This is a genomic window from Rhodobacter sp. CZR27 (assembly GCF_002407205.1).
GTDB lineage: Bacteria > Pseudomonadota > Alphaproteobacteria > Rhodobacterales > Rhodobacteraceae > Cereibacter_A.
The window spans coordinates 1,477,537-1,504,325 of record NZ_CP023548.1 but is presented as its reverse complement, the minus strand read 5'-3'; the positions used below and the strand labels follow the sequence as shown (position 1 = coordinate 1,504,325).

The window sequence follows — 26,789 nt, the reverse complement described above, 5'->3', positions numbered from 1 at the left end:
GGTCGCCTCACAATGCGTTCAGAAGGGTTTCGAACAGGGTCTGCGCCACCGAGAGCACCTGCGAGGACGCCTGGTAGGCCTGCTGCTGCTCGACCAGCCTTGCGGCTTCGGCATCGAGATCCACCGCGCCCGCCTCGGCCGCTGCGCGCTCGGCCACCTCGAGGGCTGCCCCCGTGGCGGAGACGCGGCCGCTCGCGGCACTGGCCTGGCTACCGAGGCGCGCCTGCAGATGCGCATAGTCCGATCCATAGCCGCCCTGCCCCGTGGCCCGGTCGCCCGTGCTGAGGTCGAGCAGCCGCCCGAGGATATCGGCCCCGCCCGCCGTGGTGGAGTTCTGCGTCAGGAAGAACCGGTCGCCGGTGGCGGCCTGACCTTCGAGGCTGATGCGCAGCCCGGCAACGGTGGCCGATCCGTCCGCGCCCAGCGTCCGGGTGCCGATGGAATGGCCGGTGGCCTGGTCGAACACCTCGATCCGGCCGGTCGCGGCATCGGTCACCCGCACCTCGACCGCCGGCGGAATGGCGGACGGGGTGCCGGCCTCGACCGCGCCCGCCAGCCGCAGCGATCCGCCGCCGGTCATCACGACGATCAGATCCTCGTCGGGCAGGTCGGTGAGGCGGAGGCGCTGGCTTGCCAGAGCCTCGGCCCCGGCCGTGAGCGGAAGCGGCGCGCCGTCGGTCGCGGTCAGCACCAGCCCGCCGCCCGTCACCGCCACATGCGCACCCTCGGTCGCCAGACCGGCCGCCCGCGCGCCGGCCTGCGGTGCCACGCGCAGCGCACCGGCAGTGGCCGGGATCTCCAGCACCAGCCGGCCCTCCGCATCCCATGCGGCGCTGCCCGGAAAGCCTGCGGGCAGCGTGATGCCCCCGGCATCGGCGGCAAGGGTCCAGTTCGTGCCGCCGACCGTCACGTCGAACGAGGACGGCAGCCCCGCGGGATCGGCCGGTTCGCCCTGCAGCCGCAGGACGGCGCCATCCGCCGCCGCGATGCCGAAGGCCGCCGCGGCGCCCGACTCGACCACAATGCCCGCCCCGTCGAGCGACCCTGCGGCGCGGACCTGCAACCGGTTCGAGGCGTCGAATCCCGCCGTCAGCAGGCCCGACTCGCCGCCCTCGACGACGAGGCTGCCGCCCGACATGCGCAGGGTGTAGCTCTGCCCCTCGTAGGACAGGGTGACCGAGCGTCCATCCGGCGGCGGGGCGGTCAGGGCCCGCCCGGTGAGGCTGGCCGTCGGCGCGCCCTCGCGCAGAAGCGCCGCCAGTTCCGCGGCGACGCCCGCCCCGTCCGTCACGCCGGCGGCACCCGCATCGAGCGTGACCGAGCGGCTGCCGAGCGTGACCGAGTAGCGCGCCGATGCCGACTGCGCAGCCAGCCCGTCCGCCGAGACGCCCGCGCCGTCGACCGCGGCATCGAACCGGAAGTCGAGCCGCTGGACAGCGCCCGCCCCGCTCTGCGTGCGGGTGATCAGGCCGCCCAGCAGGGGATCGACCTCGGATTCCGTCCGCGTGCCGTCCAGATCGGCGGAAAAGCCCGAGGCCGAGGACAGCCGGACCTGCCCGGTGAAGCGCACGCTGTCGGCGCTGCCCGAAAGCGTGACGGGGCCCCCGACCGCCCGGTGATCGGCATCCACCGCTTGCAGCGTGACCGGAGCGCCCGCCTGATGGGCCACGGAGGTCAGCGAGATGTTCTCGCCCTCGTCCTGCACGAGCAGCAGCCGCATACCGTCCGGCGACAGTTCGGCCCGGATGCCGGTCGCCGCGCTTACCGCATTGACCGCCTGGGCCACGCCATCCATCCGCCCGCCCGCCACCGCCCCGCTGATCGTCAGCGGCGTGGGGTTGCTGCCCGTCAGCCGGAAGGACAGGGCGCCGTCGGCGGGCGCGGCCACAAGGACGGCGGTCCGCGCCGAGGCCTCGACCCCGTCGAGCGCCGCACCGATCGCCGCCGCGGCGCGCCGGGCCGAGGTGCCCCCGGCGATGTCCACGGCAACCGGCAGGCCGGTGCCGGTGTCGAACGACAGACGGCTCGCCTCCGTCCCGATGGGCAGGCTGCCCGAGGTGCCGGTCGCAGGCAGCGCGATCCCCAGCGACAGCGCCTGCCGGCCGGGAACGAGCGCACTGTCCAGCCCCAGCCCGCGGTAGGCGGTGCCGCCGGCCGCGTCGAGAGGGTCGGCGGCGTAGGTATAGACGGCACCTGGCAGGAAGCCGTTCTCTTCGGTCAGGAGCAGCGCGGCCTCGGCGGCCGAGAGCGGGGTGCCGGCGATGTGGCGCCCTTCCCGCGTGATGATCTGGATCGTGCCGCCGGCCGGCTCGGACGCGGTGCGGCTGCCCGCCACGGCCAGCCCCGGCCCGGTGATCTGGGCGCCCGCGTCGAAATCGCCGCTGCCGAGCGTCAGTGTCAGCCGCCCTCCGGTGCCGCTGGCTGTCACGCCAAGGGCGGCCAGCGTCTCGCCCGCGGCGCTGGCCGCCCCTGCATTGAGGGACGCGACAAGGCCTTCCACCGATGTCGCGGCAAGGGGCGCAAGGTCGAACTCGTGAAGCGTCCCCCCCAGCGAGAACGACAGCCGCGTGGCCTGCCCCGCCTCGGCATCGCTCAGCAGGAAATCCTGCGCCGACTGCGTCCCGAGGCTTGCCAGTTCCAGCGACTTCGTGCCCGCGGGGACGTAGCCCACCACGCCGGCGCGGATCAGCGAGACCGCCTCGGCGCCCCCGCCGCCCGCGAGAAGCCCGGCCACCGTTCCCAGCGCCGGCGGCTCCACCGTCACCGGAGTCAATGTGGCCGTCGCGCTGCCCCCGTTCCCGGCCGAGGCCGAGACCAGCGTCGCGGCGGCTGCTGCGATCTGGCGGGTCGTGGTCGGCACGAAGCGCATGTCGATGGCGCGCCCCGTGCGCGGCGTCACGAGCAGCCGGTCGCCGTCCTGCGCAACCCCGGTCATCCGAAGCGTCAACCCGGGCAGCGCCACCGTCTCGGTGCCGCTGCCGATCTCGGTTCCCGCGGCATCGAAGGCGCGCCACAGGGCGGCCGCGCCGTCGCGAACCAGCGTCACCTCCCCGGGCGCCTCGTCCATCACGAAGCTCTCGATGCTGGCCCCCGCGCCGCCGCGGTTGGTGGCCGGCGCCGCGACCTTCCACCCCTCCAGCGCGAAGAGATCGCCGCCCGGCTGCCCGGTCTGGTCCAGACCCTGCCGGTGCACGGCGTTCATCTCGGCGGCGATCTGCTGCGCCAGCGCGTCAAGCTCCGCCGCGGCATTGTCCACCGCCCCCAGCGAGGCCGCCAGCCCCTGCAGGCTGCCCCCCGAGATCTGGCGGCTCTGGCTGGTCGCGCCATTCCGCGTCAGGCTGAGCACCAGGCCGCCGGCCTCGGCCACCCCGACCTCGGTCGCCACGTCGCCCTCGACCAGCAGCGGCCCCCCCGGTGCCGCACCCAGTGTCACGCGCACCCGCCCGATCTGGTCGAAGCTGGCCGAGATGCCCACCGATTGCGACAGGTCCCGAAGCAGCCGGTCACGCTCGTCCAGCAACGGGTTGAGCGCGCCCTGCGACGAGCCCACCATCCGGCCGTTGAGCTGCGCCAGCTGCTCAAGCTGGCTGGACGCCAGCCCGGCCGCCTGCCGGGACAGATCGAGCACCTCGGTCCGAAGGCCGGCGAGGCCGCCGGCCACCTGGTTGAACGCACTCGACAGATCCTCGCCGGCGGCCATCATCACCTGCCGCAGCGCCCCGTCGGAGGGGCTGGCGGATAGCGCGTTCACCGCATCGAAGAAGCCCGACAGCGCCTCGGGCACGCTGCCCGCGCCCGAAAGGAACAGCGTCTCGAGCGCGGCGGCCGTGCTTTCAAGGCTGGTCGCCGAGGCCGAGGCGGATTCGGCGCCGCGCAGGCGGTTGGCCACCAGCCCGTCGAAGGCGCGTCGGACATCCTCGACCCGCACCCCCTGCCCCGAGGTGCCGCCGCTTGTCGCCGTCGTCTGTCCGCCCGGCGCCTGCTGCAGCGAGATCTCGCGCCGCACGTAGCCTTCGGTGTTCACGTTGGCGATGTTCTCGGCCGTAACGGACAGCGCCGAGCGATAGGACAGGATGCCCGAACGCGCGATGTCGAGGATGGACATGTCTTCAGCTTCCCTTCACGAAGGGCGCGAACTGGCGCTCGATGGCATCGGCGATCCCGAAGCCGGTGCGTCCGGCGGAACTGCGGGCAAGCTCCATGTCCAGCATGTCCCGCGCCGTATCGACGCCAGCCGAACCCAGCAGGTCGTCGCCCGGCAGGCCCGCCCGGCCCGCCTTCAGAAGCTCGGTGACGAAGAGCGACTCGAAGCCCTGCGCCGCCTGCCGCAGATCCTCGCGGCCCTGTGGTTCCGGCCGGCTTCCGGCCAGCGACAGCGGCGACAGCGGGTGAAGCTTCACGTCCATCGGGTCCGTCTCCTCACAGGGGCCGGGCGCTGTGCCGGCCCGGCATGACCGGCGATGCAGGTCCCGCGCCGCCGCCGCCTTCCCGCGCCCGGCCATCCGAAAGGGTCGGCCGAACGCGCGCCATCAGATCACCACCAGTTCCGCGCGCAGGGCGCCCGCCTCGCGCAGCGCCTCGAGGATCGCGACGAGATCCGAGGGGCTGGCACCGACGGCATTGATCGCGTCCACCAGCGAACTCAGCGAGACGCCGGGATCGAAGACGAAGGCCTTGGCCGGGTCCTCGGCAACCTGAAGGGTGCTGTCGGGGGTCACGACCGGCTCGCCCGGGGCGACCACCGTCGCATTGTTGCCCACCACCACGCTGGCGCCCTGTGTCACGCGCTGGTCCTCGGTGACGCGGACGGTCAGCGAGCCATGCGTGACGGCTGCCGGCGTCACCTTGACCTGTCCGCCGATCACCACGGTTCCGGTGCGCGAATTCACCACGACCTTCGCCACCGGCGGCGCGGGGTCCACCTCGATGTTTTCCAGCAGGCTCATGAAGCTGACGCGCTGGGCAGGGTCGCTGGGCGCGCGAACGCGGATCGAGGTGCCGTCGAGCGCCACCGCCACCTCGGGGCCGAAGGTCCGGTTCACGCCCTCGGCGACGGCCGCGGCGGTCGAGAAGTCGCCCCGGTTCAGGTTCAGCATCAGGTGGTCGGTCTCGAGGAACGGGGTCTCGACCATCTTCTCGACCGAACCGCCGCGCGGCACACGCCCCACCGTCGGGATGTTGACGGTCAGCGACGAGCCGTCCTGCCCCTCGACCCCCAGCCCGCCCACGATCAGGTTGCCCTGCGCGATGGCGTAGACCTCGCCATCCGCGCCCATCAACGGCGTCATCAGAAGCGTGCCGCCCTTCAGCGACTTGGCCTGCCCGACGGTCGAGACCGTCACGTCGAGGGTCTGGCCGATCTTCAGGAAGGGCGCGAGATCGGCCGTCACCATCACGGCGGCGGCGTTCTTCGCCTTCAGGTCCGAGGCATCGACCGACAGCCCCAGCCGCGAGATCAGCGACTGCATCGACTGCTGCGTCAGCTGCGAGTTGCCGTCGCCGGTGCCGGACAGGCCGACCACGATGCCATAGCCCACCAGCGGGTTCGACCGCACCCCCGCCACCGTCGCCAGATCCTTCAGCCGGTCGGCGAAGGCCGGCGGCGCCAGCGCAAGCAGCAGGCCGAGGAGAAGCCCCACCCTCACAGCGGCGAGACCACGGAAAGGCCGCGGCGCAGCCAGCCGGGCCTGGCTGTATCGGCCGTGTCGCCCGCCCCGATGTACTTGATCTCGGCATGGGCGATCCGGTCCGAGGTCACCACGTTGTCCGGGCCGATGTCCTCGGGGCGCACCACGCCCTTCAGCCGGACGTATTCATTGCCGTTGTTCAGCGTCAGCAGCTTCTGGCCCATGATCTCGAGATTGCCGCCCGGCAGGATGCGCGTGACCGAGACCGACATCCGCCCGCGCAGCGAGTTCGATTGCGAGGCCGCGCCCTTGCCGGCAAAGCTCTGGTCGGTGCTGTTGGTCAGCGCCCCGTCATCAAGGCCCAGCGTGATCGCGTCGGGCAGGTCGATGTCATAGTCGTTCGTCCGCGCCCCCGAGGCCGACTGCGACTTCGAGGCCGAGAACTTCTCGTCGAAATCGACCGTCACGATGTCGCCGACGCGCGCCGCCCGGCGATCCGAGACGAAGAGGCCGCGCGAGGTCTCGGTGTAGATCCCGCCGGTGGGCAGGCTGTCGAGCCGCGCGGGCTCCTCCACCGGATAGACCGGCGCCCAGGCTTCCGAGGCGCGGTCCTCGACATAGGTCGAACAGGCCGAGAGCAGGACGAGGGCGAGGCCGCCGGCCCCGGCGGCGCGGCGGGCGGCGCGTCCCGGCATTGCAGCCGACAAGGGCGCCCCGGCGGACGGAAGGCCCGGAGGGGGCGGAACGCGGAAGTGGGTCGGCGGGGCGCGGCGGGGCATCGGGATCTCAGAGCTTGTTGGCAAGGAACTGCATCATCTCGTCCGAGGCCGAGATGGACTTGGAATTCACCTCGTAGGCGCGCTGGGTCTCGATCATGTCCACGAGTTCCTGCACCACGTTGACGTTCGAGGATTCGAGCGAGCCCTGCACCAGCTTGCCGAAGCCCGGCTCCACCGGGTTGCCGATCACCGCCTCGCCCGAGGCCGCGGTCTCGACCGCGAAGGTCTCGCCCACGGGCTGCAGGCCGCGCGGGTTGGCGAAGGTGGCGATGGTGATCTGGCCCACCTCCTGCGCCTCGGTCTCGTCGGGCATCAGCACCGAGACGATCCCGTCGGCCGAGATGGTCACCGAGACGGCGCCCTCGGGGATCTGGATCTCGGGCTGGACGACATAGCCCGAGGGCGTGGTGATCGTGCCTTCGGCATTCTGCGAGAAGGTGCCGTTGCGGGTATAACCCATGCGGCCGTCGGGCATCAGCACCTCGAAGAAGCCGGGGCCGTCGATGGCGAGGTCGAGCGCGTTATTCGTGTTGGTGAGCGAGCCCTGCGTATAGAGCTTCTCGGTCGAGACCACGCGCACCCCGGTACCGACCGCCGAGGGCGAGGTCATCGCCGTGCCTTCGGACGTCTGCGCGCCGGCCGGTTTCCAGGTCTGGTAGAGCAGGCTCTCGAAATTCGCGCGGTCGCGCTTGAAGCCCGTGGTGTTGACGTTGGCAAGGTTGTTCGAGATCACCTGCATCCGGGTCTGCTGGGCGTTCAGACCGGTCTGGGCGACATGCATCGCGTTGGTGGACATCGGGTGGCTCCTTCAGGCGCTTCGCGCTTCCGGTTGCAAGGCCCGTGCCACCCGGCCCTTACTCCGGCGGGCGCAGAAGCCGCGAACCGCTTTCGTCCAACTCCTTCGCGGTCGAGATCATGCGCAGGTTCAGCTCGAAGGTGCGCTGCAACTCGATCGAGGAGACAAGCTCCTCCATCGTGTTGACGTTCGAAGCCTCCAGCACGCCCTGAAGCACCTTTGCGCCCTGGTTGGGCGGCGGCAGCGGCTTGTCGCCCGCCCGCACCTGGCCGTCGGGCGACTTGCGCAGCGCCAGCCCCGCATCGGGGATGACGGTGGCCAGCACCGGGCCTTCGGTCACCTGCCCCTCGGGCGCGTCCTGCGCCTCGAAGGTGATGCGGCCGACCTCGTCGATGGTGATCGAGCGCACCGGCGGCAGGTCGATGGGTTGCAGCGCCTGATCCAGCATCGCCTCGCCCGCGCCGTTCACCAGCCGGCCCTGGGCGGTCAGCCGCAGGTCGCCGCGCCGCGACAGCGCCGGATCGCCGCCGCCGTCGGGCTGGATGAAGAACCAGCCCTCCTCGGCGATGGCGATATCCATCGGCTCGCCGGTCTGGTTCAGCATTCCGGGCGCGGAGGAGAATTCGTGCGGCCCGCGCTCGGTCTGGAAGGCGCGGCCCGAGGCCGCATCCATCGCCTGCAGGAAGCGCGGGTCGCCCTCGTTCACCAGATCGCGCCGGAAGCCCGGCACGGTCTGGCTGGCAAGGTTCTGCGCCTGGATCACCCGCGTGTCGCGCAGGTTCGCCAGCGAGTTCAGCGCGGTGTGGATCAGGCGGTCCATCGGTCAGCCTCAGCTGCGGATGTTCATGATGGTCTGCATCAGCGAGTTCGAGGTCTCCATCGCCTTGGCCGAGGCCTGGTAGTTGCGCTGCGCGGTGATGAGGTGGACGAGTTCCTCGGTCAGGTCGACGTTCGCGTGTTCCAGCGCCCCCGCCCGGATGATGCCGAAGCCCGAATCCCCGGCCGTGCCCGCGACCGGCTGGCCCGAATCCGCCGTGGCGGCAAAGCCCGAGGCGCCCAGCTGGCGCAGGGCCTGCGGGTTGGCGAAGGTCACCAGCACCACCTGCCCCATGGCGACCGGCGTGCCCGCGCCATAGGCCGCCCAGACCGTGCCGCTCGCGTCCACCTCGAGGCTGGTCAGCGCGGCCGCGCTTTTGCCGTCCTGGTTCACGGTGTTGACCTCGAAGCTGCGGTCGGCCAGCTGCGTGCCGGTCAGGTCGAGCCCATAGGACTTGCCCGTGCCGGCGGTGAAGCTGAGGCTGCCCGATCCCGCGGCGAGCGCGCCGGTGGCATCGAAGGACAGATCCCCCTCGGCCGGGGTCAGCGGCTCGCCTCCCACCACGAGGCGCACCGCCCAGCCGGTCTCGGGCGCGCCGACCGTGGGGTTCGACGTCTTGATGAAATAGGCCGCCGCCTCGACCGCATTGCCGTTCTGGTCGAAGACCGGGATGGCGGTCACCGAGGCATAGGTCGCAGGATCGGCCGGGTCGAAGGCCGCGGCGGGCGGCACGGCCGTCTGCTGGCCCAGCATGGCGTCGTCGGTCGGCAGGTCCACCGACAGCGCCACGCTGCCCGTCGCCACTGGCGAACCCATCGTCAGCGGGATGGTCAGCGGCACCGCCGTTCCCGGCACCTGGCTCAGCGCGTCGCCCTCGACACTGACCGGCCAGGCGAGCAGCTTCTGCCCCGAGGCGTTCACCGCCACGCCGTCGGCGTTGAGGCCGAAGGCACCGGCGCGGGTATAGACCGGCTCGGGCTTGGCCGAGTTCGGCCCCACCGCCGGCTCGCAGGCGAAGAAGCCCTGCCCCTCGATGGCAAGGTCGAGCGTGTTGCCGGTGGCCACCACCGACCCCTGCCCGAACTGCATCGCGGTCCGCAGGGTCTGCACGCCGGAACCCACCGCCGTGCGGGCGATGCTGTAGGGCGAGGCGTTGAACACGTCGGCGAATTCCGCCCGGCTGCCGCGGAAGCCGATGGTGCCGACGTTGGCGATGTTGTGCGACGTGGCAGCGATGTCGTGCTGGGCCGCGGCAAGCCCCGAGAGGGCGGTGTTGATCGACATGGGAAGAAGGCTCCGTGGGGCTTGGTTCAGCGGAAGGAGGTGATGGTCTCGGCAGAAACGGTGCCCTTGTCCTCGACCTCGAGCACGACGCTGCCGTCAGCGGCCGTGCCGACCGAAAGGACGCGGGAATAGACCGAAGGCGCGAGCGGCTGCGAACCCTCCGCCGTCGCGGCGGTCACGCTGACCCGCAAGGGCACGCGCGAACTGACGAGCGAGGCGGGCAGCTCGTCCCAGCCGAAGGCGACCGGGCCGGCCTGCTGCGGCCCGAGCGTCTGGCTGTGCAGCAGCTCTCCGGTCACGCTGTTCGAATAGGTCACGACCACGGCCTCGGCCGGATCGGTCAGGCTTGCCGAGCCACGCGCGGCGCCGTCCGCGTCGGGGCGGACCAGCGTGCCCTCGACCAGCACGCTGCGCCCGATCAGCGAGGCGGCATTGGCCGCCCGGAACTGGCCGAGGCTGGCGCCGATCCCGCTGAGCGTTCCGTTCAGCTGCTCGATCCCCGAGACGGTCGAGAACTGGGCCATCTGCGCGAGGAACTCGCCGTTCTCCATCGGCTGGAACGGGTCCTGGTTCTGCAACTGCGTGGTGAGCAGCTTCAGGAAATCCTCCTGCCCGAGGTTCGAGGTGCCGGTGGATCGCGTCGTGGTCCGAAGGGCCAGCCCGGCAGAGGTGGCGGGGTCGATGGCGGTCATGTCACTGTCCCATGCTGGCGGTGCGCGCCATCAGCGACCGGAGGGTCGAGACGGCCTCGAGCGTGTTCTGATACTGCCGGCTCGCCTCCATCATCTCGACCATCTCCTCGTCGACCGAGACGGCGGCCTCGAAGACATAGCCCTCGGCGTCGGCCTGCGGATGGTCGGGGCGAAAGACCCGCGCCGGTTCGCGGTCAAGGCTCACGACGCCGGCGACGTCGGTGGTGGACAGGCCGGTCTGCCCGGCCGCCTCGGCAAAGGCCGTCTCGAACACCGGGCGCAGCGGGCGATAGGCCGCCTCGGCGCTGCCCGCCACGGTGCCCGCGTTGGCAAGGTTGCTGGCGACGGTGTTCATCCGCACCATCTGCGCCGAGAGCGCCCTTGCGCCTACGTCGAAGACGTTGTCGATCCCGCTCATCATTCCCCCTTGATCGCCGTCATCAGCCCCGAGATGCGGCGGTTCAGCAGCGCGAGGCTGGTCTGGTAGCGCAGCGTGTTCTCGGAGAATTCCATCTGTTCCACGGCCATCTCGACCGTGTTGCCGTCAAGCGAAGGCGTCACCGGATCGCGATAGAGCGCCTCGCCGGACGCAGCTGGCCCGCCCATCGCCAGATGGCGCGAGTCGCTGGTGCGCAGGCTGGCGTTGCCGGCCGCCCGCGCCATCTCGGCCTCGAAATCGAGGTCGCGCGCCTTGTAGTGCGGCGTCGCCGCATTGGCGATGTTCGAGGTCAGCAGGTTGCCCCGCGTCTCGCGCAGGATGAGCGCATCCGCGTGCAGCCCCAGCTGGTCGCGCAAGCCCGAAACCGTCACCTTGCCCTCCGTTCCCCGCCACCCGCGGCGGCATCTGGACCGGGACTTGCAAGGAGGATGCCAAATGCCGGCCTTGCGAGGAGAAACCCATGACCGTCCCGCCGGAGCTTGCCCGCGATCCCCGCATCGACGCGGCCGCCCGCGCCGTTCTCGAGGCCCTTGCTGCAGTCGACCTGCCAACCGCCCTTGCCTGTCTGGAGCGGATGCATTCCGAGGCTGCCGCGGGTGCCGCCCGGCGCGCGATCCTGGCGGCGCGGGTGGCGCTCCTGCGCGGGGCGAAGGTCCTGCCGCCCCTGCCCATCGCGCCGCCCGTGGTCGAGGCCGCGCCAGAGCCGCCGCCGCCCCCGCCTCCTCCGCCGCCGAAGCCGCTGGTGATCCCGACGCTGGATCTTTCCGCGATGATGTCGCTGCTCGATGAGTTCGATGTCCCCGAGGCACCGGCGCCCACGCCCGCCCCCGCCCCTTCGCCCGAACCGGAGCCGGCGGTTCCCGCGGAGGGTGGCTGGACCCGCGTCAGGCTGACCGAGGACGGCCCCCGCGGGCCCGGCCACTTCCCGAAGGGCGCGGCGCTCTCGGTCACGCTCGAGGATGCGGCGCGGCTGCTGATGGCGGGCATCGCCGAGGAACTGGAGCCGGGCGCCGACGGGACCCCGGGGGCCGAAGACGGGCTCGACGCGGGTGATGACGAGGCGCCGCGGCTCCGCGCCAATGGGACATCGCCCGACTTCGGCGTCCCGGATGCGACGGCGGCGGCTGCGAAAGCCCCCTTCGTCGTGACCTTCCCGGACGAGGGCGAGGAGGCCGACGACTGGTTCGCGCAGTCCAGGCCCCCGGCCCCGTCATTCCGGGTGGACTTTCCGCAGGACGATGCGGGACCCTCCGCCGACCCCGCGGGTCCGGCTTCTGCCCGGTCCTTCAAGGTGGTGTTTCCGGATGACGGCGCGGAGCCCGCCGCTGAACCCGCTGCTCCGGCGTCCGCCAAGCCTTTCCGGGTGGTCTTTCCCGAAGGCTTCGGCGAGCCGGCACAGGAAGCCGAAACGGAGGCTGCGGAACCCGTCACCCCCGCGCCGAAGACGCGCAAGCCCCGGACTCGCCGCCCGAAGAAGCCTGCGACGCCCGACGGATCGGGGGTGTGAGGCGGGAACGGCCGGGTGTGGCGGCTCAGGCCGCGTCGGCCTGCAGCGCGGCGGCGGTGCGTTCGAGCGTCTCCGGCAGGCTTTCCAGCGCCGCCCCGGCGGCTTCCGTATCGGCGCTGTCAGTCGCCGTCTCGTAGCCCGACAGGGTGCGGTGCAGCGCGACGAGCCCCACCGCGGCCGCGGCACCCGCCGTCCGATGCGCAACCTTGGCGGCCGCGCCATGCTCGCCCGCCGCGTGCAGCCGGCGCATCTCGGCCAGCGCCGCTCCCGCCTCGTTCATCACGCGGTCGATCATGCCGGCGATGTAGTCATGCCCCAGGTTGCCGATCAGGTCGGCGCGCAGGTCGTGGTCGATCAGCGGCAGACCCTCCGCTGTCGTATCGTCTTCCGCCAGCATTCCGGCCTCCTCGATGTCACCCGTGTGCATCTGGATCGCGCGGAACAGCGCGACCCGGGTAATCGGCTTGACCAGCACATCGTTCATGCCGGCGGCGAGAAACTCCGGCACGCGGTCCGGATCGGCATGGGCGGTCGCGCCGACGATCGGCGTCTGCGCCGACGCCCCGCCCTGCCGGATCATCCGCGTCGCCTCGAGCCCGTCGACGCGCGGCATGCTCACGTCCATCAGGATCAGGTCGAACCGCCGTGCGGTGGCAGCCTCCGCCGCTTCGGCCCCGTCCTCGGCCAGCGTGACCTCGTGGCCCGCCATGGTCAGGATCTCGGCAAGAAGCTGGCGGTTGATGGCATTGTCCTCGGCCACGAGGATCGACCGGGCCTGCGCATTGACCAGCAGGCCGTCCTCGTCCGGCTCGTCCTCGCTGGCCTCCGCGTCATCGGCGACCGGCATGGACACGTGCAGCGTGAAGACCGAGCCGAGGCCGAGCTTGCTCTGCACGGTGATGCGCCCGCCCATCGTCTCGGCCGCGAGCTTCGCGATGCCAAGGCCGAGGCCCGTGCCCTCGCGGATCCGGCCATAGGATGAGTCGAGCGTCTCGAAGTTCCGGAAGATCGTCTCCAGATGCTCTTCGGCGATGCCGATGCCGGTGTCATTCACATGGATGCACAGATCGAGCGTGCCCGGCGCGTCGCCCGGCCGCGACAGCATCTCCACCGAGATCTTGCCGTTGTCGGTGAACTTGATCGCATTGCCGATCAGGTTGTACATGACGCGCAGGAACAGGTGGCGTTGCGCGATCACCCGCGGCAGCGGCTCCTTCGGGGGTGCGAACCAGAGCCGGTTCCCGCGCTTGGCCGCCTGCGGCTGGTTCTGCCGGATCAGCCCCTCGATCACCTCGACCGGCGAGAAGACCGAACGGGAATAGCTCGCCCCGTCGCGGTCCGACAGCCGGGTGAGCTCGAGCACGTTGTTCACCTGATCGAGCGCCGCCGAGCCGCATCCGACCACGATGTCGGTCAGCCAGCGCTGCCGCTCGGTCAGCTCGGTCGAGGTCTGCAGCAGGTCCGAGGCCGCCATCAGCCCGTTCAGAGGGGTGCGCATCTCGTGGCTCATCACGGCAAGGAAGCGCGACTTGGCCTCTTCGCCCTTCAGCGCGTCGTTGCGCGCCTTCTTCAGGCTCTCCTCGCGCTCCAGCCGTTCCGAGATGTCGCGGATGAAGGCGATGAAGAACGGATCCTTCGAGGCGCCCTGCGCCTCGGCGACGCTGACTTCGACCGGAAAGGTCGAGCCGTCGGTGCGCTGCGCCATCATGGTGATGCGCCCATCCGTGCCCGAGGGCACGCTGTCGCCGTCGTCGTCGCGCCGCTGCGGCCGCAGCAGGCCGTCGGCGTCGTCGGTCCGGATGTAGTCCACGAAATTCGCGCCCCGCGCGGCATCGTCCTGCCAGCGGAACATGTCCAGCGCCGACTTGTTGCATTCGACCACGCGACCCATGTGGTCGAGCACCACCACCGCATCGAGCGAGGACTCGATGGTCGCGCGCAGGTTGTGCACGGAGCGTTCCAGCAGCACGCCGCGCCTGCGCCGCGCATTGCTCTGGACGATCACGATGACGATCAGGATCGCCATCAGCGCCAGCAGGCCGAGCGAGGCAAGCGCGAAGGTCTGCAACGAGTTGCGAAGGTTTGCCCGGTGCGAATCCGACATCGTCATGATGTCGCTCAGCGTCTCGACCACGCCGGCCCGCACGACGGCGGTCTCGACGTCCAGCTCGGCGATCAGGCGCGGCAGGGCGGCGCGAAGCTGGTCGTCCGGGCCGTCCATCAGCGGGATCCACCGGTCGAAGAACCCGCGCTTGCGGTCGAATCGCGGCAGCACTTCGGAAGCGAGCTTGGCGATCGTGTCGGGCTCGGAATCGCGGACGATGTCCACCCGGCTGTAGAGGATGTCGAACTTCTGGCGCAGGGCATCGAGTCGCGACGGATCGTCGCCGTGCAGCTGCGCCATCTGCACCGCCGAGGCGAAGTTCAGCACGTCCACCTCGAGCTGGGCGAGCACCCAGGTCCGGTTGTCGAGATGGGCGACCCGGTTCGCCTCGAGCTGGTGGTCGATGTCGGAGAAGATGAAGAAGGCGCCGATCAGCGCCGAGACACCAACCGCCAGGACGAGGATCAGCCGGGTCCAGCGTTCGAATATCCCGCCGGGCGCGTGGTCGCGCGCTTCGGAGAACATGGCCTTGACTTCGGTTTCCCGCTCGGCCTGTCCCGGTTGTCGGGACCCCCTGTTCATTGCGAGACGGTCAGCCTGTCGAGTTGCCAGATGCTTCGCCCGTAGGTGACCTCGGTGCGATACTTCTCGTCCGCATCATAGGGGAAGAGGACCCACAGCGGACCCTTCTCGCGACGGGAAAACTCCTCTCCTTCAATGTGATAGGCGATGATCGGCGCCTCGTCGGTGATCGCGTCGGCCGGGATCTCCACGGCATAGTCGTTGATCGCCTTCGCCGAGACCGACACCCCTTCGGCCGCGCCGAGCCGGTCCAGCAGCGCCTTGAGCGGCACGCCCGTGAACTCCAGCACGCCGTCCGTCCAGACCGTGCTGGTGCGGTAGCTCATCTTCGGCATGTCCTGCAGCATCCGCATGTCGAAGACCGCCTTGCCCGCCACATTCGTCACCTGGATCGGGCCATCCACGGTCAGGACGGGCTGGCCCGAGGGCGGGGAAAGGTCCTGCGCCAGGGCCGGCAGTGCCAGCGCGACCACAAGGCCCGCCGCGGCACCGACGCGACGCCCGACGGTCACGAAACCCTTCGCAATGCCGGACATGTCTGGACTCCCTTCCGACGAACGTCTCGGCTGGAACGAATAGCAGAGCTTCCTGAACGAGACATCAGGGCTTAAGCATGCGCTTACATACTTTCGGATATATCCTCGCCAGACCATCGTCAGGATGGGAGCGCGGGAGGCTGCATCGCTGCTATTCCACTTGTCTCTTCCCAAATTTTTCGGATGTGTGCAACCTAGAGATGCTGGTTCCTCACTTTGGAGGACCTTCCTTCGAATGAATGAACCGCCCCGCAAGCCTGCGAGGAAGCCAGAAGCGAGCCGACCATGACCCAGATGCCTCAGAAGCTCAGCGTTCTCATCGCGGACGATCACGAGATGGTCGTCGAGATGTTCTCGCTCTTTCTGACCGCCTCGTCCGAGATGACCGTCAAGACCGCCAAGAGCCTCGATGAGGCGCTGGAGCGCATCCGGGAGCACGGCCCGTTCGACGTCACCCTGCTCGACCTGAACATGCCGGGCATGAACGGCGTGGCCGGGTTGACACGGGCGATCAAGCTCAGCGCCGGCAAGCCGGTGGCGATCCTGACCTCGAATCCGACCCCGCGCATGGTGGACGAGATCCTTGCCGCCGGCGCCTCGGGCATCGTGCTGAAGACCACGCCGGTGCGCAGCCTCGGCAACGCCATCCGCTTCATGTACGCGGGCGAGCACTACCTGCCGCTCGAACTGGCGCGCGACCGGCGGCAGACCGGCGACACCTCGGGCGGACGCCTGACCGAGAAGGAGATGCTGGTGATGTCCTATCTGGCGGAAGGCCGCCAGAACAAGGAGATCGCGCACGGCCTCAACCTTGCCGAGCCCACGATAAAGATGCACGTCAAGTCGATCTGCAAGAAGCTCGGCGCGACGAACCGCACGCAGGCGGTGGTGACGGCGCGCAATCTCGGCATCATCTGACGGCTCTGGCCCGCTTCTTGCAAGGCTCGCCGCAACGGCGGAGGGAGCGGTGATGGGCTACAGCGCGGTGGAACTCGACAACGGCGCGGCGTGTCTTGCGGGAATGGCGGGCGAAGCGCGCAGGCGCGCGGGAAGCAACTACCTGCTCGACAATCGCTGGTTCCCCCCCACCGCCTATGTGCGCGAGGAGGCGGGCTCGCTCGAGGAAGGCCGCATCCGCGCGGTGATCCTGATGCCGGCCGGAAAGGGCTGGATCGTGGACATCCTGCTCGACGGGGTGGAGACCGAGGCGGTGTTTCCCTCGCTGCCCGCCTTCGTCCGGGACGAGGCCGAGGCGCGCGACAAGGCCTTCATCTGCCTCTGCGCGCTCTACCAGACCATCTTTGCCCGGCGCGTGGCCGAGCACGGCGACGGCGGCCTGCCGACCCGGCCTTTCGACCTGATGGGACACACGCTGCGCGTCACCGGCGGCATGCAGGTGCGGGCGGGCCTTCTGGTGGAGTATTTTGGCGCCACCGACGACGCGACGGCGCCCGCCGCGCTTCTGCGCTCGGCTGCGGAGCCCTTCGTGATCGAGGGCCGCTTCTCCACCGAGCGCTGGCTGGCGGCGAAGTCGGGCGAGCGGGCGCTGGTCTATTTCCACGCCGCGGCCCTTCTGCGCGAGGGGGTGGACGCGATGCCCCTGCCCGACCGCGATCCGATGCCGCGACAGCGCGAGGCACCGGCCTCGCGCGCGTAAAGGCCCGAGCGCTTCTGGCCCACCGCGGGAGCGCCGGGCCGGCCTCGCGTTTAGGGGCCCGCCGACGGCATGCTCCTGTTCAACATGCGGAAAAGCGGCCTCGTGCGCGCAGGGAGCCGCGACACGGCGGCCGCCCGGAACGGCTCCGCCGGTCCGTGCGGCCGGAACGCCTCCGATGCGACTTGCGGCCGCCGTAGGGAAAAGGGCGACCACCCGCAGGCGGCCGCCCTTTTCCAGATCCTGATGAGCCGCCGGCCCGGCCCGGGACTTGCCCGTTTCGGGTCCTTCCGGTTCAGCCCACCCGGTTTTTCGCCGATGTCAGGCGGCCCGGTTCAGCCGGGCTTCCGCCAGTTGCGTCAGCTTCATGTCGGCGGCCTTTTCCTCGGTCAGCGTCTGATCAAGGATCTGCGCCACGTCACTGCGCCCCAGTTCCTTCGACCAGGCGATGAGCGTGCCGTAGCGCGTCATCTCGTAATGCTCCACCGCCTGCGCCGCCGCAGCGAGCGCGGCATCGAGCACATTGGCATCGGCGATGTCGCCAGCCACGTCATTGGCTTCCTGGATGATGCCGTCGATCGCCGGGCAGGTCGCGCCCTTCGGCGTCTGGCCGAGCAGCGAGAACACCTGCTCCAGCCGCTCCACATGGCCGCGGGTCTCGACCAGATGGCTTTCGAACCCCTGCCGGAGCGCGGCATCGCTCGCCTTCGCGATCATCTTCGGCAGAGCCTTCTCGATCTGCATCTCGGCGTAGTAGATGTCCTGCAGCATGTGGGTGTAAAGATCGTCCATCGACTGGATGTCTTTCGAGAACAAGGCCATAGACTGTCTCCTTCATGTTGGCGCGATGTTCGGCCGCTTGCCTGCGACCAAGCCGGGTCCCGAACAGGCACCGCCGGGATTTGTTCCCGCACCGCACGGCCGCGCCCGCAGATCGCGCCTTTCGGAGGGGCCGGATCCGCCGATCTTGCCGCTTTACTCCGCAAGCCGCGCTCGCCTAGGGTCGGCGCATGGATATCGGGCTTGTCATCTTCGACTGCGACGGGGTTCTGGTCGATTCGGAGGTCCTCGCCGTGAGGACGCTGATCGAGGAGCTTCGCCGCGTCGGCGTGGAGGTCGACGAGGACTTCGTCCATGACAGGTTCCTCGGCCGCAGCTTCTCGGTCGTGCAGCAGGTGGTCGAACGCCAGTTCGGCGTGATCCTCCCGGCCGCCTTCGAGGCCGAGGCCCGGACGCGGCTGGTCGAGGTCTTCGACCGCGACCTTCGCGCGATGCCCGGCGCGGCCGAGGCGGTGCGCGGGCTTGGCGTGCCCTGCTGCCTCGCCACCTCCAGCGCGCCCGAGCGCCTTGCCCGGTCCCTCGAGATCACCGGGCTTGCGGGGCTGTTTGCCGGCCGGTGCTTCACCGCGGCCGAGGTGGCGCGCGGCAAGCCCGAGCCCGACCTGTTCCTGCTGGCGGCGAGCACCATGGGCGTCAGACCCGAGCGCTGCCTGGTGATCGAGGACACCGAGGCCGGCGTGATCGCCGCCCGGCGCGCGGGCATGCAGGTCTGGCGCTTCACCGGCGGCAGCCATTTCCGGGGCGCCTTAAGCGCCGAGCCGCCCGAGGCCCGGCCACACCGTCACTTCGACTCCTTTGCCCGGTTCTACGACGGCGCACCCGGATTGCGCCGCACCTGTTGCGGGGTCCAGCCATGATCGACCGTCCGGATTCCGAGCCCACACCGCTCGATGACGCCGCGCGGGCGGGCTGGCTCTATTACGTGGCGGGGCTGACGCAGGACCAGATCGCGCGCGAGCTGGGAACCTCGCGCCAGCGGGCGCAGCGGCTGGTCAGCCGCGCGATATCAGAGCGGCTGATCCATGTGCGACTCGAACACCGGGTGTCGGCCTGCCTTGATCTCGAGGCGGCGCTGATCCGCCGCTTCGGCCTGAAGCTCGCCCGCGTCGCGCCAAGCCTTGGGGCAGAGGTCGATCCCCTGCCATCGATCGCGCCGACCGCCGCCGCCGAGATCGAGCGGGTGCTGCGCTCGGAAAAGCCCACCGTGGTGGCCTTCGGCACCGGCCGCAGCCTGCGCGCCACCGTCGAGGAGATGACCTCGATGGTCTGCGAGCATCACAAGATCGTCTCGCTGAACGGCAACATCTCGGCCGACGGCTCGGCGAGCTATTACGACGTGATCTTCCGGATCGCCGACCGCATCCGCGCGCCGCATTATCCCATGCCTATGCCGGTGATCGCCCAGACCGCCGAGGAGCGCGAGCTGTTCCACTCGCTCAAGCCCGTGCAGTCGGTGCTGCGGCTGGCGCGGAACGCGGGCGTGACCTTCGTGGGCGTGGGCCAGATGGGCGAGGACGCCCCCCTGCTGAAGGACGGGTTCATCACCGAGGCCGAGCTGCGCGAGATGCAGGACCTGGGCGCGGTGGGGGAAGTGGCGGGCTGGGTCTACGACTCGGCCGGGCGCTATCTCGAGACCAGCATCAACCAGCGCGTGGCGGGCGTGCGCGTGAATGTGGCCGACGACCGGGCCGTGATCGCCATTGCCGGCGGGCGCCGCAAGCTGGCCGCCCTTGCCGCCGGGCTGAAGGGCAACCTTTTCAACGGCCTGATTACCGATGAGCTTACGGCGCGGGCACTTCTGGCCTGACCTCGCACAGAACCGCGGCAGAAAATCATTGACACATTGCCGCGCCTCGGTGAGTAATTATTCGCCGCACGAACTATTGCTCACGCGCGCGGCCAGGGAGGACACCGATGACCGACAGATTTCGCGCCCTGATGGGCGCGTGCGCCGTGGCTGCGATCTCGACGGCTGCAGGCGCCGAAACCATCACCGTCGCAACCGTGAACAACGGCGACATGATCCGCATGCAGGGCCTGATGGCCGAGTTCAACGCCAAGAACCCGGACATCCAGGTCGAGTGGGTCACGCTGGAAGAGAACGTGCTGCGCCAGAAGGTGACGACCGACATCGCCACCAAGGGTGGGCAGTTCGACGTGCTGACCATCGGCACCTACGAGGTTCCGATCTGGGGCAAGCAGGGCTGGCTCGTCAGCCTCAACGACCTGCCGGCGGAATATGACGTCGACGACATTCTGCCGGCGATCCGCAACGGTCTGACCGTGGATGGCGAACTTTATGCCGCGCCCTTCTACGGCGAAAGCTCGATGATCATGTATCGCACGGACCTGATGGAGAAGGCCGGGCTGACCATGCCCGACGCCCCCACCTGGGAGTTCGTGAAGGAAGCCGCGGCCAAGATGACCGACAAGGATGCCGAGATCTACGGCATCTGCCTGCGCGGCAAGGCTGGCTGGGGCGAGAATATGGCGTTCCTCTCGGCCATGGCCAACAGCTACGGCGCGAAGTGGTTCGACATGGACTGGAAACCCCAGTTCGACAGCGAGGCCTGGAAGGCCACGCTGACCGACTACCTTGAGATGATGACGAACTACGGCCCGCCCGGCGCGTCGAACAACGGCTTCAACGAGAACCTCGCGCTCTTCCAGCAGGGCAAGTGCGGCATGTGGATCGACGCCACGGTGGCTGCGTCCTTCGTGACCGATCCCAAGGCCTCGACCGTGGCCGACAAGGTGGGCTTCGCGCTTGCCCCGGACACCGGCAAGGGCAAGCGGGCCAACTGGCTCTGGGCCTGGAACCTTGCGGTGCCGGCAGGCTCGCAGAAGATCGAGGCGGCCAAGACCTTCATCGCCTGGGCGACCTCGAAGGAATATGCCGAGCTTGTGGCCTCCAAGGAGGGCTGGGCGAACGTGCCTCCGGGCACCCGCACCTCGCTCTACGAGAACCCGGAATACGCCAAGGTGCCCTTCGCCAAGATGACGCTGGAAAGCATCAACGCCGCCGATCCGACCCGGCCCACGGTGGACGAGGTGCCCTATGTCGGCGTGCAGTTCGTGGCGATCCCCGAATTCCAGGGCATCGGCACGGCCGTCGGCCAGCAGTTCTCGGCCGCTCTTGCGGGTTCCATGTCGGCAGACCAGGCCCTTGCGGCCGCCCAGCAGTTCACGACGCGCGAGATGACGCGCGCCGGCTACATCAAGTGAGCTGACTGCTCACGCGGGCCGGAACCGAACTCCGGCCCGCGTTCTTTTCCTTCCGAACAGCTCCAGCCCCCGAGGCTTCCATGGCGACCGAGCATTCCAGGACTGCGGCGCGTCTGATGATATCCCCGGCGGTCATCCTTCTCTTCCTGTGGATGATCGTCCCGCTGTCGATGACGCTCTATTTCAGCTTCCTTCGCTACAATCTCCTCATGCCGGGGATGGAAAGCTTCGCCGGCTGGGACAATTACTATTACTTCCTGACCGATCCCGCCTTCTTCGCGGCGCTGACCAACACGATCCTGCTGGTCGGGGGGGTGCTGGTGATCACCGTGGTCGGCGGCATCCTTCTGGCGCTGCTGCTGGACCAGCCGATGTGGGGCCAGGGGATCGTGCGGATCCTGGTGATCGCGCCGTTCTTCGTGATGCCGACCGTCTCGGCGCTGGTCTGGAAGAACATGTTCATGAACCCGGTGAACGGCATGTTCGCCCATGTCGCCAAGTCGATGGGACTGCAGCCCTTCGACTTCCTCGCCCATGCGCCTCTGGCGTCGATCATCGGCATCGTGGCCTGGCAGTGGCTGCCCTTCGCGACGCTCATCCTGCTGACCGCGCTGCAGTCGCTGGACCGCGAGCAGATGGAGGCCGCCGAAATGGACGGAGCCTCGGCCTGGTCGCGCTTCGTCTACATCACCCTGCCGCACCTGACGCGGGCGATCACCGTCGTGGTGCTGATCCAGACCATCTTCCTGCTGGGCGTCTTCGCCGAGATCCTCGTGACGACGAACGGCGGGCCCGGCACGGCCTCCACCAACATCACCTATCTCGTCTATGCGCAGTCGCTGCTGAACTACGACGTGGGCGGCGGCTCGGCAGGCGGGATCATCGCGGTCATCCTCGCCAACATCGTTGCCATCTTCCTGATGCGCATGATCGGCAAGAACCTGGACGCCTGACATGTCACGCCGCATCACCACCGGGCGCACCGCCCTCGTCACTGCCGCCGCCTGGACCGTCGGGTTCCTGATCTTCTTCCCGATCCTCTGGACCGTGCTGATGAGCTTCAAGACCGAGGGCGACGCCATCAAGGCGCCGTTCTCCATGCTCGCCTCCGACTGGACCTTCGCGAGTTATCACGAGGTGCAAGAGCGGTCGAACTACGCGCGCCACTTCATGAACTCGGTCATCATCTCGCTGGGCTCGACCCTTGTGGCGCTGCTCATCGCGATCCCGGCCGCCTGGGCCATGGCCTTCGTGCCGGGCAAGCGGACCAAGGACGTGCTGATGTGGATGCTCTCCACCAAGATGATGCCCGCGGTGGGCGTGCTCGTCCCGATGTATCTGCTGTTCCGGGATACCGGGCTGCTCGACACCCGCGTGGGCCTCGTGGGCATCCTCACGCTCATCAACCTGCCGATCGTGATCTGGATGCTCTACACCTACTTCAAGGAGATCCCGGGCGAGATCCTGGAGGCGGCGCGCATGGACGGCGCGACGCTTCGTTCCGAGATCCTCTACATCCTGACGCCCATGGCCGTGCCGGGTATCGCTTCCACGCTGCTTCTGAACGTCATCCTCGCCTGGAACGAGGCGTTCTGGACGCTGCAGCTGACGACGTCGAAGGCCGCCCCCCTCACCCAGTTCATCGCGAGCTATTCGAGTCCGGAGGGCCTGTTCTACGCCAAGCTATCGGCCGCCTCGACCATGGCCATCGCGCCGATCCTGATCCTCGGCTGGTTCAGCCAGAAGCAACTCGTCCGCGGCCTGACCTTCGGTGCAGTGAAGTGAGGGGGCGGCGCGGCAAAATGAGGCTCCCATGGGCAAGATAACCCTGCGCAACGTCCAGAAGCGGTTCGGCGAGGCAATCGTCATCCCCTCGCTCGATCTCGACATCGAGGATGGCGAATTCGTGGTCTTCGTCGGTCCCTCGGGCTGCGGCAAGTCCACGCTACTGCGGCTGATCGCGGGGCTCGAGGATGTCTCGGGCGGCGATATCCTGATCGACGGACGCAACGCGACCGAGATGCCGCCAGCAAGGCGCGGCCTCGCCATGGTGTTCCAGAGCTATGCGCTCTATCCGCACATGACGGTCAGGAAGAACATCGCCTTCCCGCTCAAGATGGCGAAGATGGAGCAGGCCGAGATCGACCGCCGCGTCGACAACGCGGCAAAGATCCTGAACCTGACGAGCTATCTCGACCGGCGACCGGGCCAGCTGTCAGGCGGCCAGCGCCAGCGCGTCGCCATCGGGCGGGCCATCGTGCGCGAACCGGCGGCGTTCCTGTTCGACGAGCCGCTGTCGAACCTCGATGCGGCGCTGCGCGTGAACATGCGGCTCGAGATCACCGAGCTTCACCAGACGCTGAAGACCACGATGATCTACGTGACCCACGACCAGGTCGAGGCCATGACCATGGCCGACAAGATCGTGGTGCTGAATGCGGGCAGGATCGAGCAGGTGGGCAGCCCCCTCACCCTCTACCGCGATCCGGCGAACCTCTTCGTCGCGGGCTTCATCGGCAGCCCGAAGATGAACCTGATCGAGGGGCCGGAGGCGGCGAAGCGCAACGCCACCACCATCGGCGTGCGCCCCGAGCACATCAGCATCTCGCGCGAGGGCGGCGACTGGCCGGGCGAGGTCGGCGTGTCGGAGCATCTGGGCTCGGACACCTTCCTGCATGTCCATGTCGCAGGGATGCCCACGATCACCGTCAGGGCCGGCGGCGAGTTCGGCGTGCACCACGGCGACCGGATCTTCCTGACGCCGCAGCCCGACAAGATCCATCGTTTCGGCCCGGACGGCAGGGCGCTCTGACATGCGCCGGCCCCCCGGGATCGCCCCGTCCCGGGCGCCGCGCGCCGCATTCCTGCCGCCCGGGCACCCATTGCTTCCGACGGACATCGGGCAAGCCGAGGCCCCGCGCCTCGCCAGGTTCCGCATCCGCCCCGCCACTCCCGCCGCACCGGACTGTCCGGTCGGCCCTTCTGCCTGACCGAGGTAATCCATGACCCGCACCGTCGCCCGCCCGGCCTATGACCGCAGCACCCTCGCCCCCGGCATCGTCCACATCGGCGTGGGCAACTTCCACCGCGCGCATCAGGCCGTCTATCTCGACGATCTCTTTGCGCTGGGCCAGTGCCACGACTGGGCCATCCTCGGCGCGGGCGTGCGCCCGACCGATGCCCGGATGCGCGAGGCGCTGGCGGAGCAGGACAACCTGTCCACCGTGATCGAGCTGGACCCCGCCGGCCACCGCGCGCGCCAGATCGGCGCGATGATCGGCTTCCTGCCGGTCGAGCCGGACAATGCCGCGCTGATCGAGGCCATGTCCCATCCCCGCATCCGCATCGTGTCGCTGACGGTGACCGAGGGCGGCTATTACGTCGATGCCACCGGAGAGTTCGACCCGACCCACCCGGACATCGTGGCGGACGCTGCGCATCCCTCGGCTCCGGCGACGGCCTTCGGCGCCATCCTCGCCGCACTGAAGAACCGCCGCGCCGCGGGTGTCGCGCCCTTCACCGTCATGTCCTGCGACAACCTTCCCGGCAACGGCCACGTCACGCGCAACGCAGTCGTGGGGCTGGCCGAACTGTTCGACGCCGATCTTGCCGGCTGGGTGAAGACCCATGTCGCCTTCCCCAACGGCATGGTGGACCGCATCACCCCCGCCACCGGCCCGCACGAGCGCGAGCTGGCGCAGGGCTTCGGCCTGAACGATCCCGTGCCCGTAACCTGCGAGCCGTTCCGGCAGTGGGTGATCGAGGACAACTTCCCCGCCGGGCGCCCCCTGCTCGAGAAGGTGGGCGTGACCTTCACCCCGCATGTCCACGCCTACGAGGCGATGAAGATCCGCATCCTGAACGGCGGCCATGCCGTCATCGCCTATCCCTCGGCGCTGATGGACATCCTGCTGGTGCACGAGGCCATGGCGCATCCGCTGATCGCGGCCTTCCTGCACAAGGTCGAGGTCGAGGAGATCCTGCCCCACGTGCCGCCGGTGCCGGACACCAGCATCCCGGACTACCTCAAGCTGATCGAAAGCCGCTTCTCGAACCCCGAGATCGCCGACACGACGCGCAGGCTCTGCCTCGACGGGTCGAACCGGCAGCCGAAGTTCATCGTGCCCTCGCTGCGGGACAACCTTGCGAAGGGCACGATGCCGAAGGGTCTGGTGCTGCTCTCGGCGCTCTGGTGCCGCTACTGCTATGGCACCACGGATTCGGGCCTCGTGGTCGAGCCCAACGACCCGAACTGGGCCGCCCTGCAGGAGCGTGCACACCGCGCCCGGACCGATCCTGCCGAGTGGCTGGCAATGGCCGAGGTCTATGGCGACCTTGCCGGGAACGAGGCGCTCGTGGCCGAATTCGCCACCGCCCTGCGCGCCGTCTGGGAGGATGGCGCCGAGGCTGTCCTGCGCCGGTTCCTCGCCGCCTGACGCCCTGCCGGCTGCCGCGGGCCTTCCCGGCAGCCGCGCCCGCGGCTTGGGCAACTGCCTTCGCCGCATGCATCGGCCCTCCTCAGGAAAGCGGGCAAAGCCCTTGATCCTTCGCGACTTCCGCGAAATGCAGGGGTCGCTCCGCGCGGGGCCTCCTCAGTTCTGGACAGCGGCGGTTGGCGGTGTAAGCTGCCCGCAGCGCGCGTTCCGCCGGGGGGCGGAAACGCGCCACGTCCATCAAGGGAGGATCAATCAATGGATCGACGTTCATTCATCACCACGGCCGCGGTGGGAGGTGCCGCTGCGGGTGCACTCGCGGCGCCCGCCCTCGCCCAGACCGCGCCGAAGGTGACGTGGCGGCTCACCTCGTCCTTCCCGAAATCGCTCGACACGATCTTCGGCGGCGCGGAAGTGCTGTCGAAGATGGTCTCCGAAGCCTCGGACGGCAACTTCCAGATCCAGGTCTTCTCGGCCGGCGAACTGGTGCCGGGCCTGCAGGCGGCCGACGCCGTGACAGAGGGCACCGTCGAGGCCTGCCACACGGTCGGCTACTACTACTGGGGCAAGGATCCGACCTTCGCGGTGGCGGCGGCGGTGCCCTTCTCGCTTTCGGCGCGCGGGATCAACGCCTGGCACTACCATGGCGGCGGGATCGACCTCTACAACGAGTTCCTCGCGCAGCACAACATCGTGGCTTTCCCCGGCGGCAACACCGGCGTGCAGATGGGCGGCTGGTTCCGGCGCGAGATCAACACCGTGGCCGACATGCAGGGCCTGAAGATGCGGGTCGGCGGCTTTGCCGGCAAGGTGATGGAGCGTCTGGGCGTCGTGCCGCAGCAGATCGCCGGCGGCGACATCTACCCCGCGCTGGAGAAGGGCACCATCGACGCGACCGAGTGGGTCGGCCCCTATGACGACGAGAAGCTCGGCTTCTTCAAGGTCGCGCCCTACTACTACTATCCCGGCTGGTGGGAAGGCGGCCCGACAGTCCACTTCATGTTCAACAAGGCGGCCTACGAGGGCCTGCCCGCCTCGTATCAGGCGCTGCTGCGCACGGCGAGCCAGGCCGCCGATGCCAACATGCTGCAGATGTACGACTGGAAGAACCCGACCGCCATCAAGGCGCTTGTCGCGCAGGGCACCCAGCTTCGGCCGTTCAGCGCCGAGATCCTGAACGCCTGCTTTGACGCGGCCAATGCGGTCTATGCCGAGATGGAAGCCACGAACCCGGCCTTCAAGAAGATCTGGGACTCGATCAAGGCGTTCCGCTCGGACCACTACACCTGGGCGCAGATCGCCGAGTACAACTACGACACCTTCATGATGGTCCAGCAGAACGCCCAGAAGCTCTGAGCCCTGCGCCGATCACGAAAGGAAAGACCCCGGAGCGATGGCTCCGGGGTCTTTTCGTTCCGGGTTCGGGCGAAAGGCGCGCAGAAGCCGCGGGGGCATAGTGGAACGGCGGCACCCG

The 26,789-nt window shown here is 69.2% G+C and carries 24 protein-coding genes; 11 read left to right on the top strand and 13 right to left on the bottom strand.

Going from position 1 to position 26,789, the window contains the following annotated elements:
* Window positions 1-7: 7 nt before the first annotated feature.
* The 10 genes from flgK to flgB form a co-directional block, all read right to left on the bottom strand.
* Window positions 8-4,105 carry a flagellar hook-associated protein FlgK gene (gene flgK / locus CK951_RS21900; RefSeq protein ID WP_096785524.1) on the bottom strand — a complete coding sequence of 1,366 codons (4,098 nt, stop codon included), beginning with the start codon at window positions 4,103-4,105 and terminating at the stop codon, window positions 8-10.
* A 4-nt stretch (window positions 4,106-4,109) separates the two neighbouring features.
* Window positions 4,110-4,406, bottom strand: coding sequence for a rod-binding protein (locus CK951_RS07315; protein ID WP_096785523.1), 297 nt, complete (start codon window positions 4,404-4,406; stop codon window positions 4,110-4,112).
* Between the two features lie 123 nt (window positions 4,407-4,529).
* Complete coding sequence (locus CK951_RS07310) at window positions 4,530-5,645, bottom strand: flagellar basal body P-ring protein FlgI (RefSeq protein WP_096785522.1); 1,116 nt, start codon at window positions 5,643-5,645, stop codon at window positions 4,530-4,532.
* On the bottom strand, window positions 5,642-6,322 hold the full coding sequence (locus tag CK951_RS07305; protein WP_096785521.1) for a flagellar basal body L-ring protein FlgH: 681 nt from the start codon (window positions 6,320-6,322) through the stop codon (window positions 5,642-5,644). The genes CK951_RS07310 and CK951_RS07305 overlap by 4 nt, the downstream gene beginning before the upstream one ends.
* 91 nt (window positions 6,323-6,413) lie before the next feature.
* Window positions 6,414-7,202: a flagellar basal-body rod protein FlgG gene (gene flgG / locus CK951_RS07300; protein ID WP_096785520.1), complete on the bottom strand. Its 789-nt coding sequence runs from the start codon at window positions 7,200-7,202 to the stop codon at window positions 6,414-6,416.
* A 58-nt stretch (window positions 7,203-7,260) separates the two neighbouring features.
* Complete coding sequence (locus CK951_RS07295) at window positions 7,261-8,022, bottom strand: flagellar basal body rod C-terminal domain-containing protein (protein ID WP_096785519.1); 762 nt, start codon at window positions 8,020-8,022, stop codon at window positions 7,261-7,263.
* Between the two features lie 9 nt (window positions 8,023-8,031).
* The gene (locus CK951_RS07290) at window positions 8,032-9,303 is read right to left on the bottom strand and encodes a flagellar hook protein FlgE (protein ID WP_096785518.1); all 1,272 of its coding nucleotides are present in this window, start codon (window positions 9,301-9,303) and stop codon (window positions 8,032-8,034) included.
* 26 nt (window positions 9,304-9,329) lie between these two features.
* Window positions 9,330-9,995 carry a flagellar hook assembly protein FlgD gene (locus CK951_RS07285; RefSeq protein WP_096785517.1) on the bottom strand — a complete coding sequence of 222 codons (666 nt, stop codon included), beginning with the start codon at window positions 9,993-9,995 and terminating at the stop codon, window positions 9,330-9,332.
* A 1-nt stretch (window position 9,996) separates the two neighbouring features.
* Window positions 9,997-10,413, bottom strand: a complete 417-nt coding sequence (flgC, locus tag CK951_RS07280; protein ID WP_096785516.1) for a flagellar basal body rod protein FlgC — start codon at window positions 10,411-10,413, stop codon at window positions 9,997-9,999.
* On the bottom strand, window positions 10,413-10,805 hold the full coding sequence (flgB, locus tag CK951_RS07275; RefSeq protein ID WP_096785515.1) for a flagellar basal body rod protein FlgB: 393 nt from the start codon (window positions 10,803-10,805) through the stop codon (window positions 10,413-10,415). Before flgB ends, flgC begins: the two co-directional genes overlap by 1 nt.
* Window positions 10,806-10,894: 89 nt before the next feature.
* On the opposite strand from flgB, the gene CK951_RS21895 reads away from it, so the two are divergent.
* Window positions 10,895-11,941 (top strand): hypothetical protein, encoded by a 1,047-nt coding sequence (locus CK951_RS21895; protein WP_096785514.1) that lies wholly within the window; start codon window positions 10,895-10,897, stop codon window positions 11,939-11,941.
* Window positions 11,942-11,966: 25 nt separating this feature from the next.
* Here the strand turns inward: CK951_RS21895 and CK951_RS07265 are convergent, their stop codons facing one another.
* Window positions 11,967-14,570 carry a response regulator gene (locus tag CK951_RS07265; protein WP_096785513.1) on the bottom strand — a complete coding sequence of 868 codons (2,604 nt, stop codon included), beginning with the start codon at window positions 14,568-14,570 and terminating at the stop codon, window positions 11,967-11,969.
* Between the two features lie 53 nt (window positions 14,571-14,623).
* Window positions 14,624-15,163: a molybdopterin-dependent oxidoreductase gene (locus CK951_RS07260; RefSeq protein WP_096785512.1), complete on the bottom strand. Its 540-nt coding sequence runs from the start codon at window positions 15,161-15,163 to the stop codon at window positions 14,624-14,626.
* A gap of 285 nt (window positions 15,164-15,448) precedes the next feature.
* Here CK951_RS07260 and CK951_RS07255 point away from each other — a divergent pair, with 285 nt between their 5' ends.
* The gene (locus CK951_RS07255; protein WP_096785511.1) at window positions 15,449-16,081 is read left to right on the top strand and encodes a response regulator transcription factor; all 633 of its coding nucleotides are present in this window, start codon (window positions 15,449-15,451) and stop codon (window positions 16,079-16,081) included.
* A gap of 52 nt (window positions 16,082-16,133) precedes the next feature.
* Window positions 16,134-16,820, top strand: coding sequence for a hypothetical protein (locus CK951_RS07250; RefSeq protein WP_096785510.1), 687 nt, complete (start codon window positions 16,134-16,136; stop codon window positions 16,818-16,820).
* A 318-nt stretch (window positions 16,821-17,138) separates the two neighbouring features.
* Here CK951_RS07250 and CK951_RS07245 read toward each other — a convergent pair whose 3' ends face one another.
* Complete coding sequence (locus tag CK951_RS07245) at window positions 17,139-17,639, bottom strand: ferritin-like domain-containing protein (protein WP_096785509.1); 501 nt, start codon at window positions 17,637-17,639, stop codon at window positions 17,139-17,141.
* Between the two features lie 188 nt (window positions 17,640-17,827).
* Here CK951_RS07245 and CK951_RS07240 point away from each other — a divergent pair, with 188 nt between their 5' ends.
* From CK951_RS07240 to CK951_RS07205, 8 genes are all read left to right on the top strand, one after another.
* On the top strand, window positions 17,828-18,514 hold the full coding sequence (locus tag CK951_RS07240; protein WP_096785508.1) for an HAD family phosphatase: 687 nt from the start codon (window positions 17,828-17,830) through the stop codon (window positions 18,512-18,514).
* Window positions 18,511-19,464, top strand: a complete 954-nt coding sequence (locus CK951_RS07235) for a sugar-binding transcriptional regulator (protein ID WP_096785507.1) — start codon at window positions 18,511-18,513, stop codon at window positions 19,462-19,464. Before CK951_RS07240 ends, CK951_RS07235 begins: the two co-directional genes overlap by 4 nt.
* Window positions 19,465-19,571: 107 nt before the next feature.
* Window positions 19,572-20,882, top strand: a complete 1,311-nt coding sequence (locus CK951_RS07230) for a sugar ABC transporter substrate-binding protein (protein ID WP_096785506.1) — start codon at window positions 19,572-19,574, stop codon at window positions 20,880-20,882.
* An 80-nt stretch (window positions 20,883-20,962) separates the two neighbouring features.
* The gene (locus CK951_RS07225) at window positions 20,963-21,835 is read left to right on the top strand and encodes a carbohydrate ABC transporter permease (protein WP_096785505.1); all 873 of its coding nucleotides are present in this window, start codon (window positions 20,963-20,965) and stop codon (window positions 21,833-21,835) included.
* A gap of 1 nt (window position 21,836) precedes the next feature.
* Window positions 21,837-22,667 (top strand): carbohydrate ABC transporter permease, encoded by an 831-nt coding sequence (locus tag CK951_RS07220; RefSeq protein WP_096785504.1) that lies wholly within the window; start codon window positions 21,837-21,839, stop codon window positions 22,665-22,667.
* 28 nt (window positions 22,668-22,695) lie between these two features.
* Window positions 22,696-23,694, top strand: a complete 999-nt coding sequence (locus tag CK951_RS07215) for an ABC transporter ATP-binding protein (protein WP_096785503.1) — start codon at window positions 22,696-22,698, stop codon at window positions 23,692-23,694.
* 190 nt (window positions 23,695-23,884) lie between these two features.
* On the top strand, window positions 23,885-25,318 hold the full coding sequence (locus CK951_RS07210) for a mannitol dehydrogenase family protein (protein WP_096785502.1): 1,434 nt from the start codon (window positions 23,885-23,887) through the stop codon (window positions 25,316-25,318).
* Between the two features lie 255 nt (window positions 25,319-25,573).
* Complete coding sequence (locus CK951_RS07205) at window positions 25,574-26,671, top strand: TRAP transporter substrate-binding protein (protein ID WP_096785501.1); 1,098 nt, start codon at window positions 25,574-25,576, stop codon at window positions 26,669-26,671.
* The last annotated feature ends 118 nt before the right edge of the window (window positions 26,672-26,789 follow it).

What these genes read in the sequence shown, in the direction of transcription:
- flgK (WP_096785524.1), bottom strand. Translation starts at nt 4,105, where the DNA reads ATGTCCATCCTCGACATCGCGCGTTCGGGCATCCTGTCCTATCGCTCG.
- CK951_RS07315 (WP_096785523.1), bottom strand. Translation starts at nt 4,406, where the DNA reads ATGGACGTGAAGCTTCACCCGCTGTCGCCGCTGTCGCTGGCCGGAAGC.
- CK951_RS07305 (WP_096785521.1), bottom strand. Translation starts at nt 6,322, where the DNA reads ATGCCGGGACGCGCCGCCCGCCGCGCCGCCGGGGCCGGCGGCCTCGCC.
- flgG (WP_096785520.1), bottom strand. Translation starts at nt 7,202, where the DNA reads ATGTCCACCAACGCGATGCATGTCGCCCAGACCGGTCTGAACGCCCAG.
- CK951_RS07295 (WP_096785519.1), bottom strand. Translation starts at nt 8,022, where the DNA reads ATGGACCGCCTGATCCACACCGCGCTGAACTCGCTGGCGAACCTGCGC.
- CK951_RS07290 (WP_096785518.1), bottom strand. Translation starts at nt 9,303, where the DNA reads ATGTCGATCAACACCGCCCTCTCGGGGCTTGCCGCGGCCCAGCACGAC.
- CK951_RS07285 (WP_096785517.1), bottom strand. Translation starts at nt 9,995, where the DNA reads ATGACCGCCATCGACCCCGCCACCTCTGCCGGGCTGGCCCTTCGGACC.
- flgC (WP_096785516.1), bottom strand. Translation starts at nt 10,413, where the DNA reads ATGAGCGGGATCGACAACGTCTTCGACGTAGGCGCAAGGGCGCTCTCG.
- CK951_RS21895 (WP_096785514.1), top strand. Translation starts at nt 10,895, where the DNA reads ATGACCGTCCCGCCGGAGCTTGCCCGCGATCCCCGCATCGACGCGGCC.
- CK951_RS07265 (WP_096785513.1), bottom strand. Translation starts at nt 14,570, where the DNA reads ATGTTCTCCGAAGCGCGCGACCACGCGCCCGGCGGGATATTCGAACGC.
- CK951_RS07260 (WP_096785512.1), bottom strand. Translation starts at nt 15,163, where the DNA reads ATGTCCGGCATTGCGAAGGGTTTCGTGACCGTCGGGCGTCGCGTCGGT.
- CK951_RS07255 (WP_096785511.1), top strand. Translation starts at nt 15,449, where the DNA reads ATGACCCAGATGCCTCAGAAGCTCAGCGTTCTCATCGCGGACGATCAC.
- CK951_RS07250 (WP_096785510.1), top strand. Translation starts at nt 16,134, where the DNA reads ATGGGCTACAGCGCGGTGGAACTCGACAACGGCGCGGCGTGTCTTGCG.
- CK951_RS07245 (WP_096785509.1), bottom strand. Translation starts at nt 17,639, where the DNA reads ATGGCCTTGTTCTCGAAAGACATCCAGTCGATGGACGATCTTTACACC.
- CK951_RS07240 (WP_096785508.1), top strand. Translation starts at nt 17,828, where the DNA reads ATGGATATCGGGCTTGTCATCTTCGACTGCGACGGGGTTCTGGTCGAT.
- CK951_RS07235 (WP_096785507.1), top strand. Translation starts at nt 18,511, where the DNA reads ATGATCGACCGTCCGGATTCCGAGCCCACACCGCTCGATGACGCCGCG.
- CK951_RS07230 (WP_096785506.1), top strand. Translation starts at nt 19,572, where the DNA reads ATGACCGACAGATTTCGCGCCCTGATGGGCGCGTGCGCCGTGGCTGCG.
- CK951_RS07225 (WP_096785505.1), top strand. Translation starts at nt 20,963, where the DNA reads ATGGCGACCGAGCATTCCAGGACTGCGGCGCGTCTGATGATATCCCCG.
- CK951_RS07220 (WP_096785504.1), top strand. Translation starts at nt 21,837, where the DNA reads ATGTCACGCCGCATCACCACCGGGCGCACCGCCCTCGTCACTGCCGCC.
- CK951_RS07215 (WP_096785503.1), top strand. Translation starts at nt 22,696, where the DNA reads ATGGGCAAGATAACCCTGCGCAACGTCCAGAAGCGGTTCGGCGAGGCA.
- CK951_RS07210 (WP_096785502.1), top strand. Translation starts at nt 23,885, where the DNA reads ATGACCCGCACCGTCGCCCGCCCGGCCTATGACCGCAGCACCCTCGCC.
- CK951_RS07205 (WP_096785501.1), top strand. Translation starts at nt 25,574, where the DNA reads ATGGATCGACGTTCATTCATCACCACGGCCGCGGTGGGAGGTGCCGCT.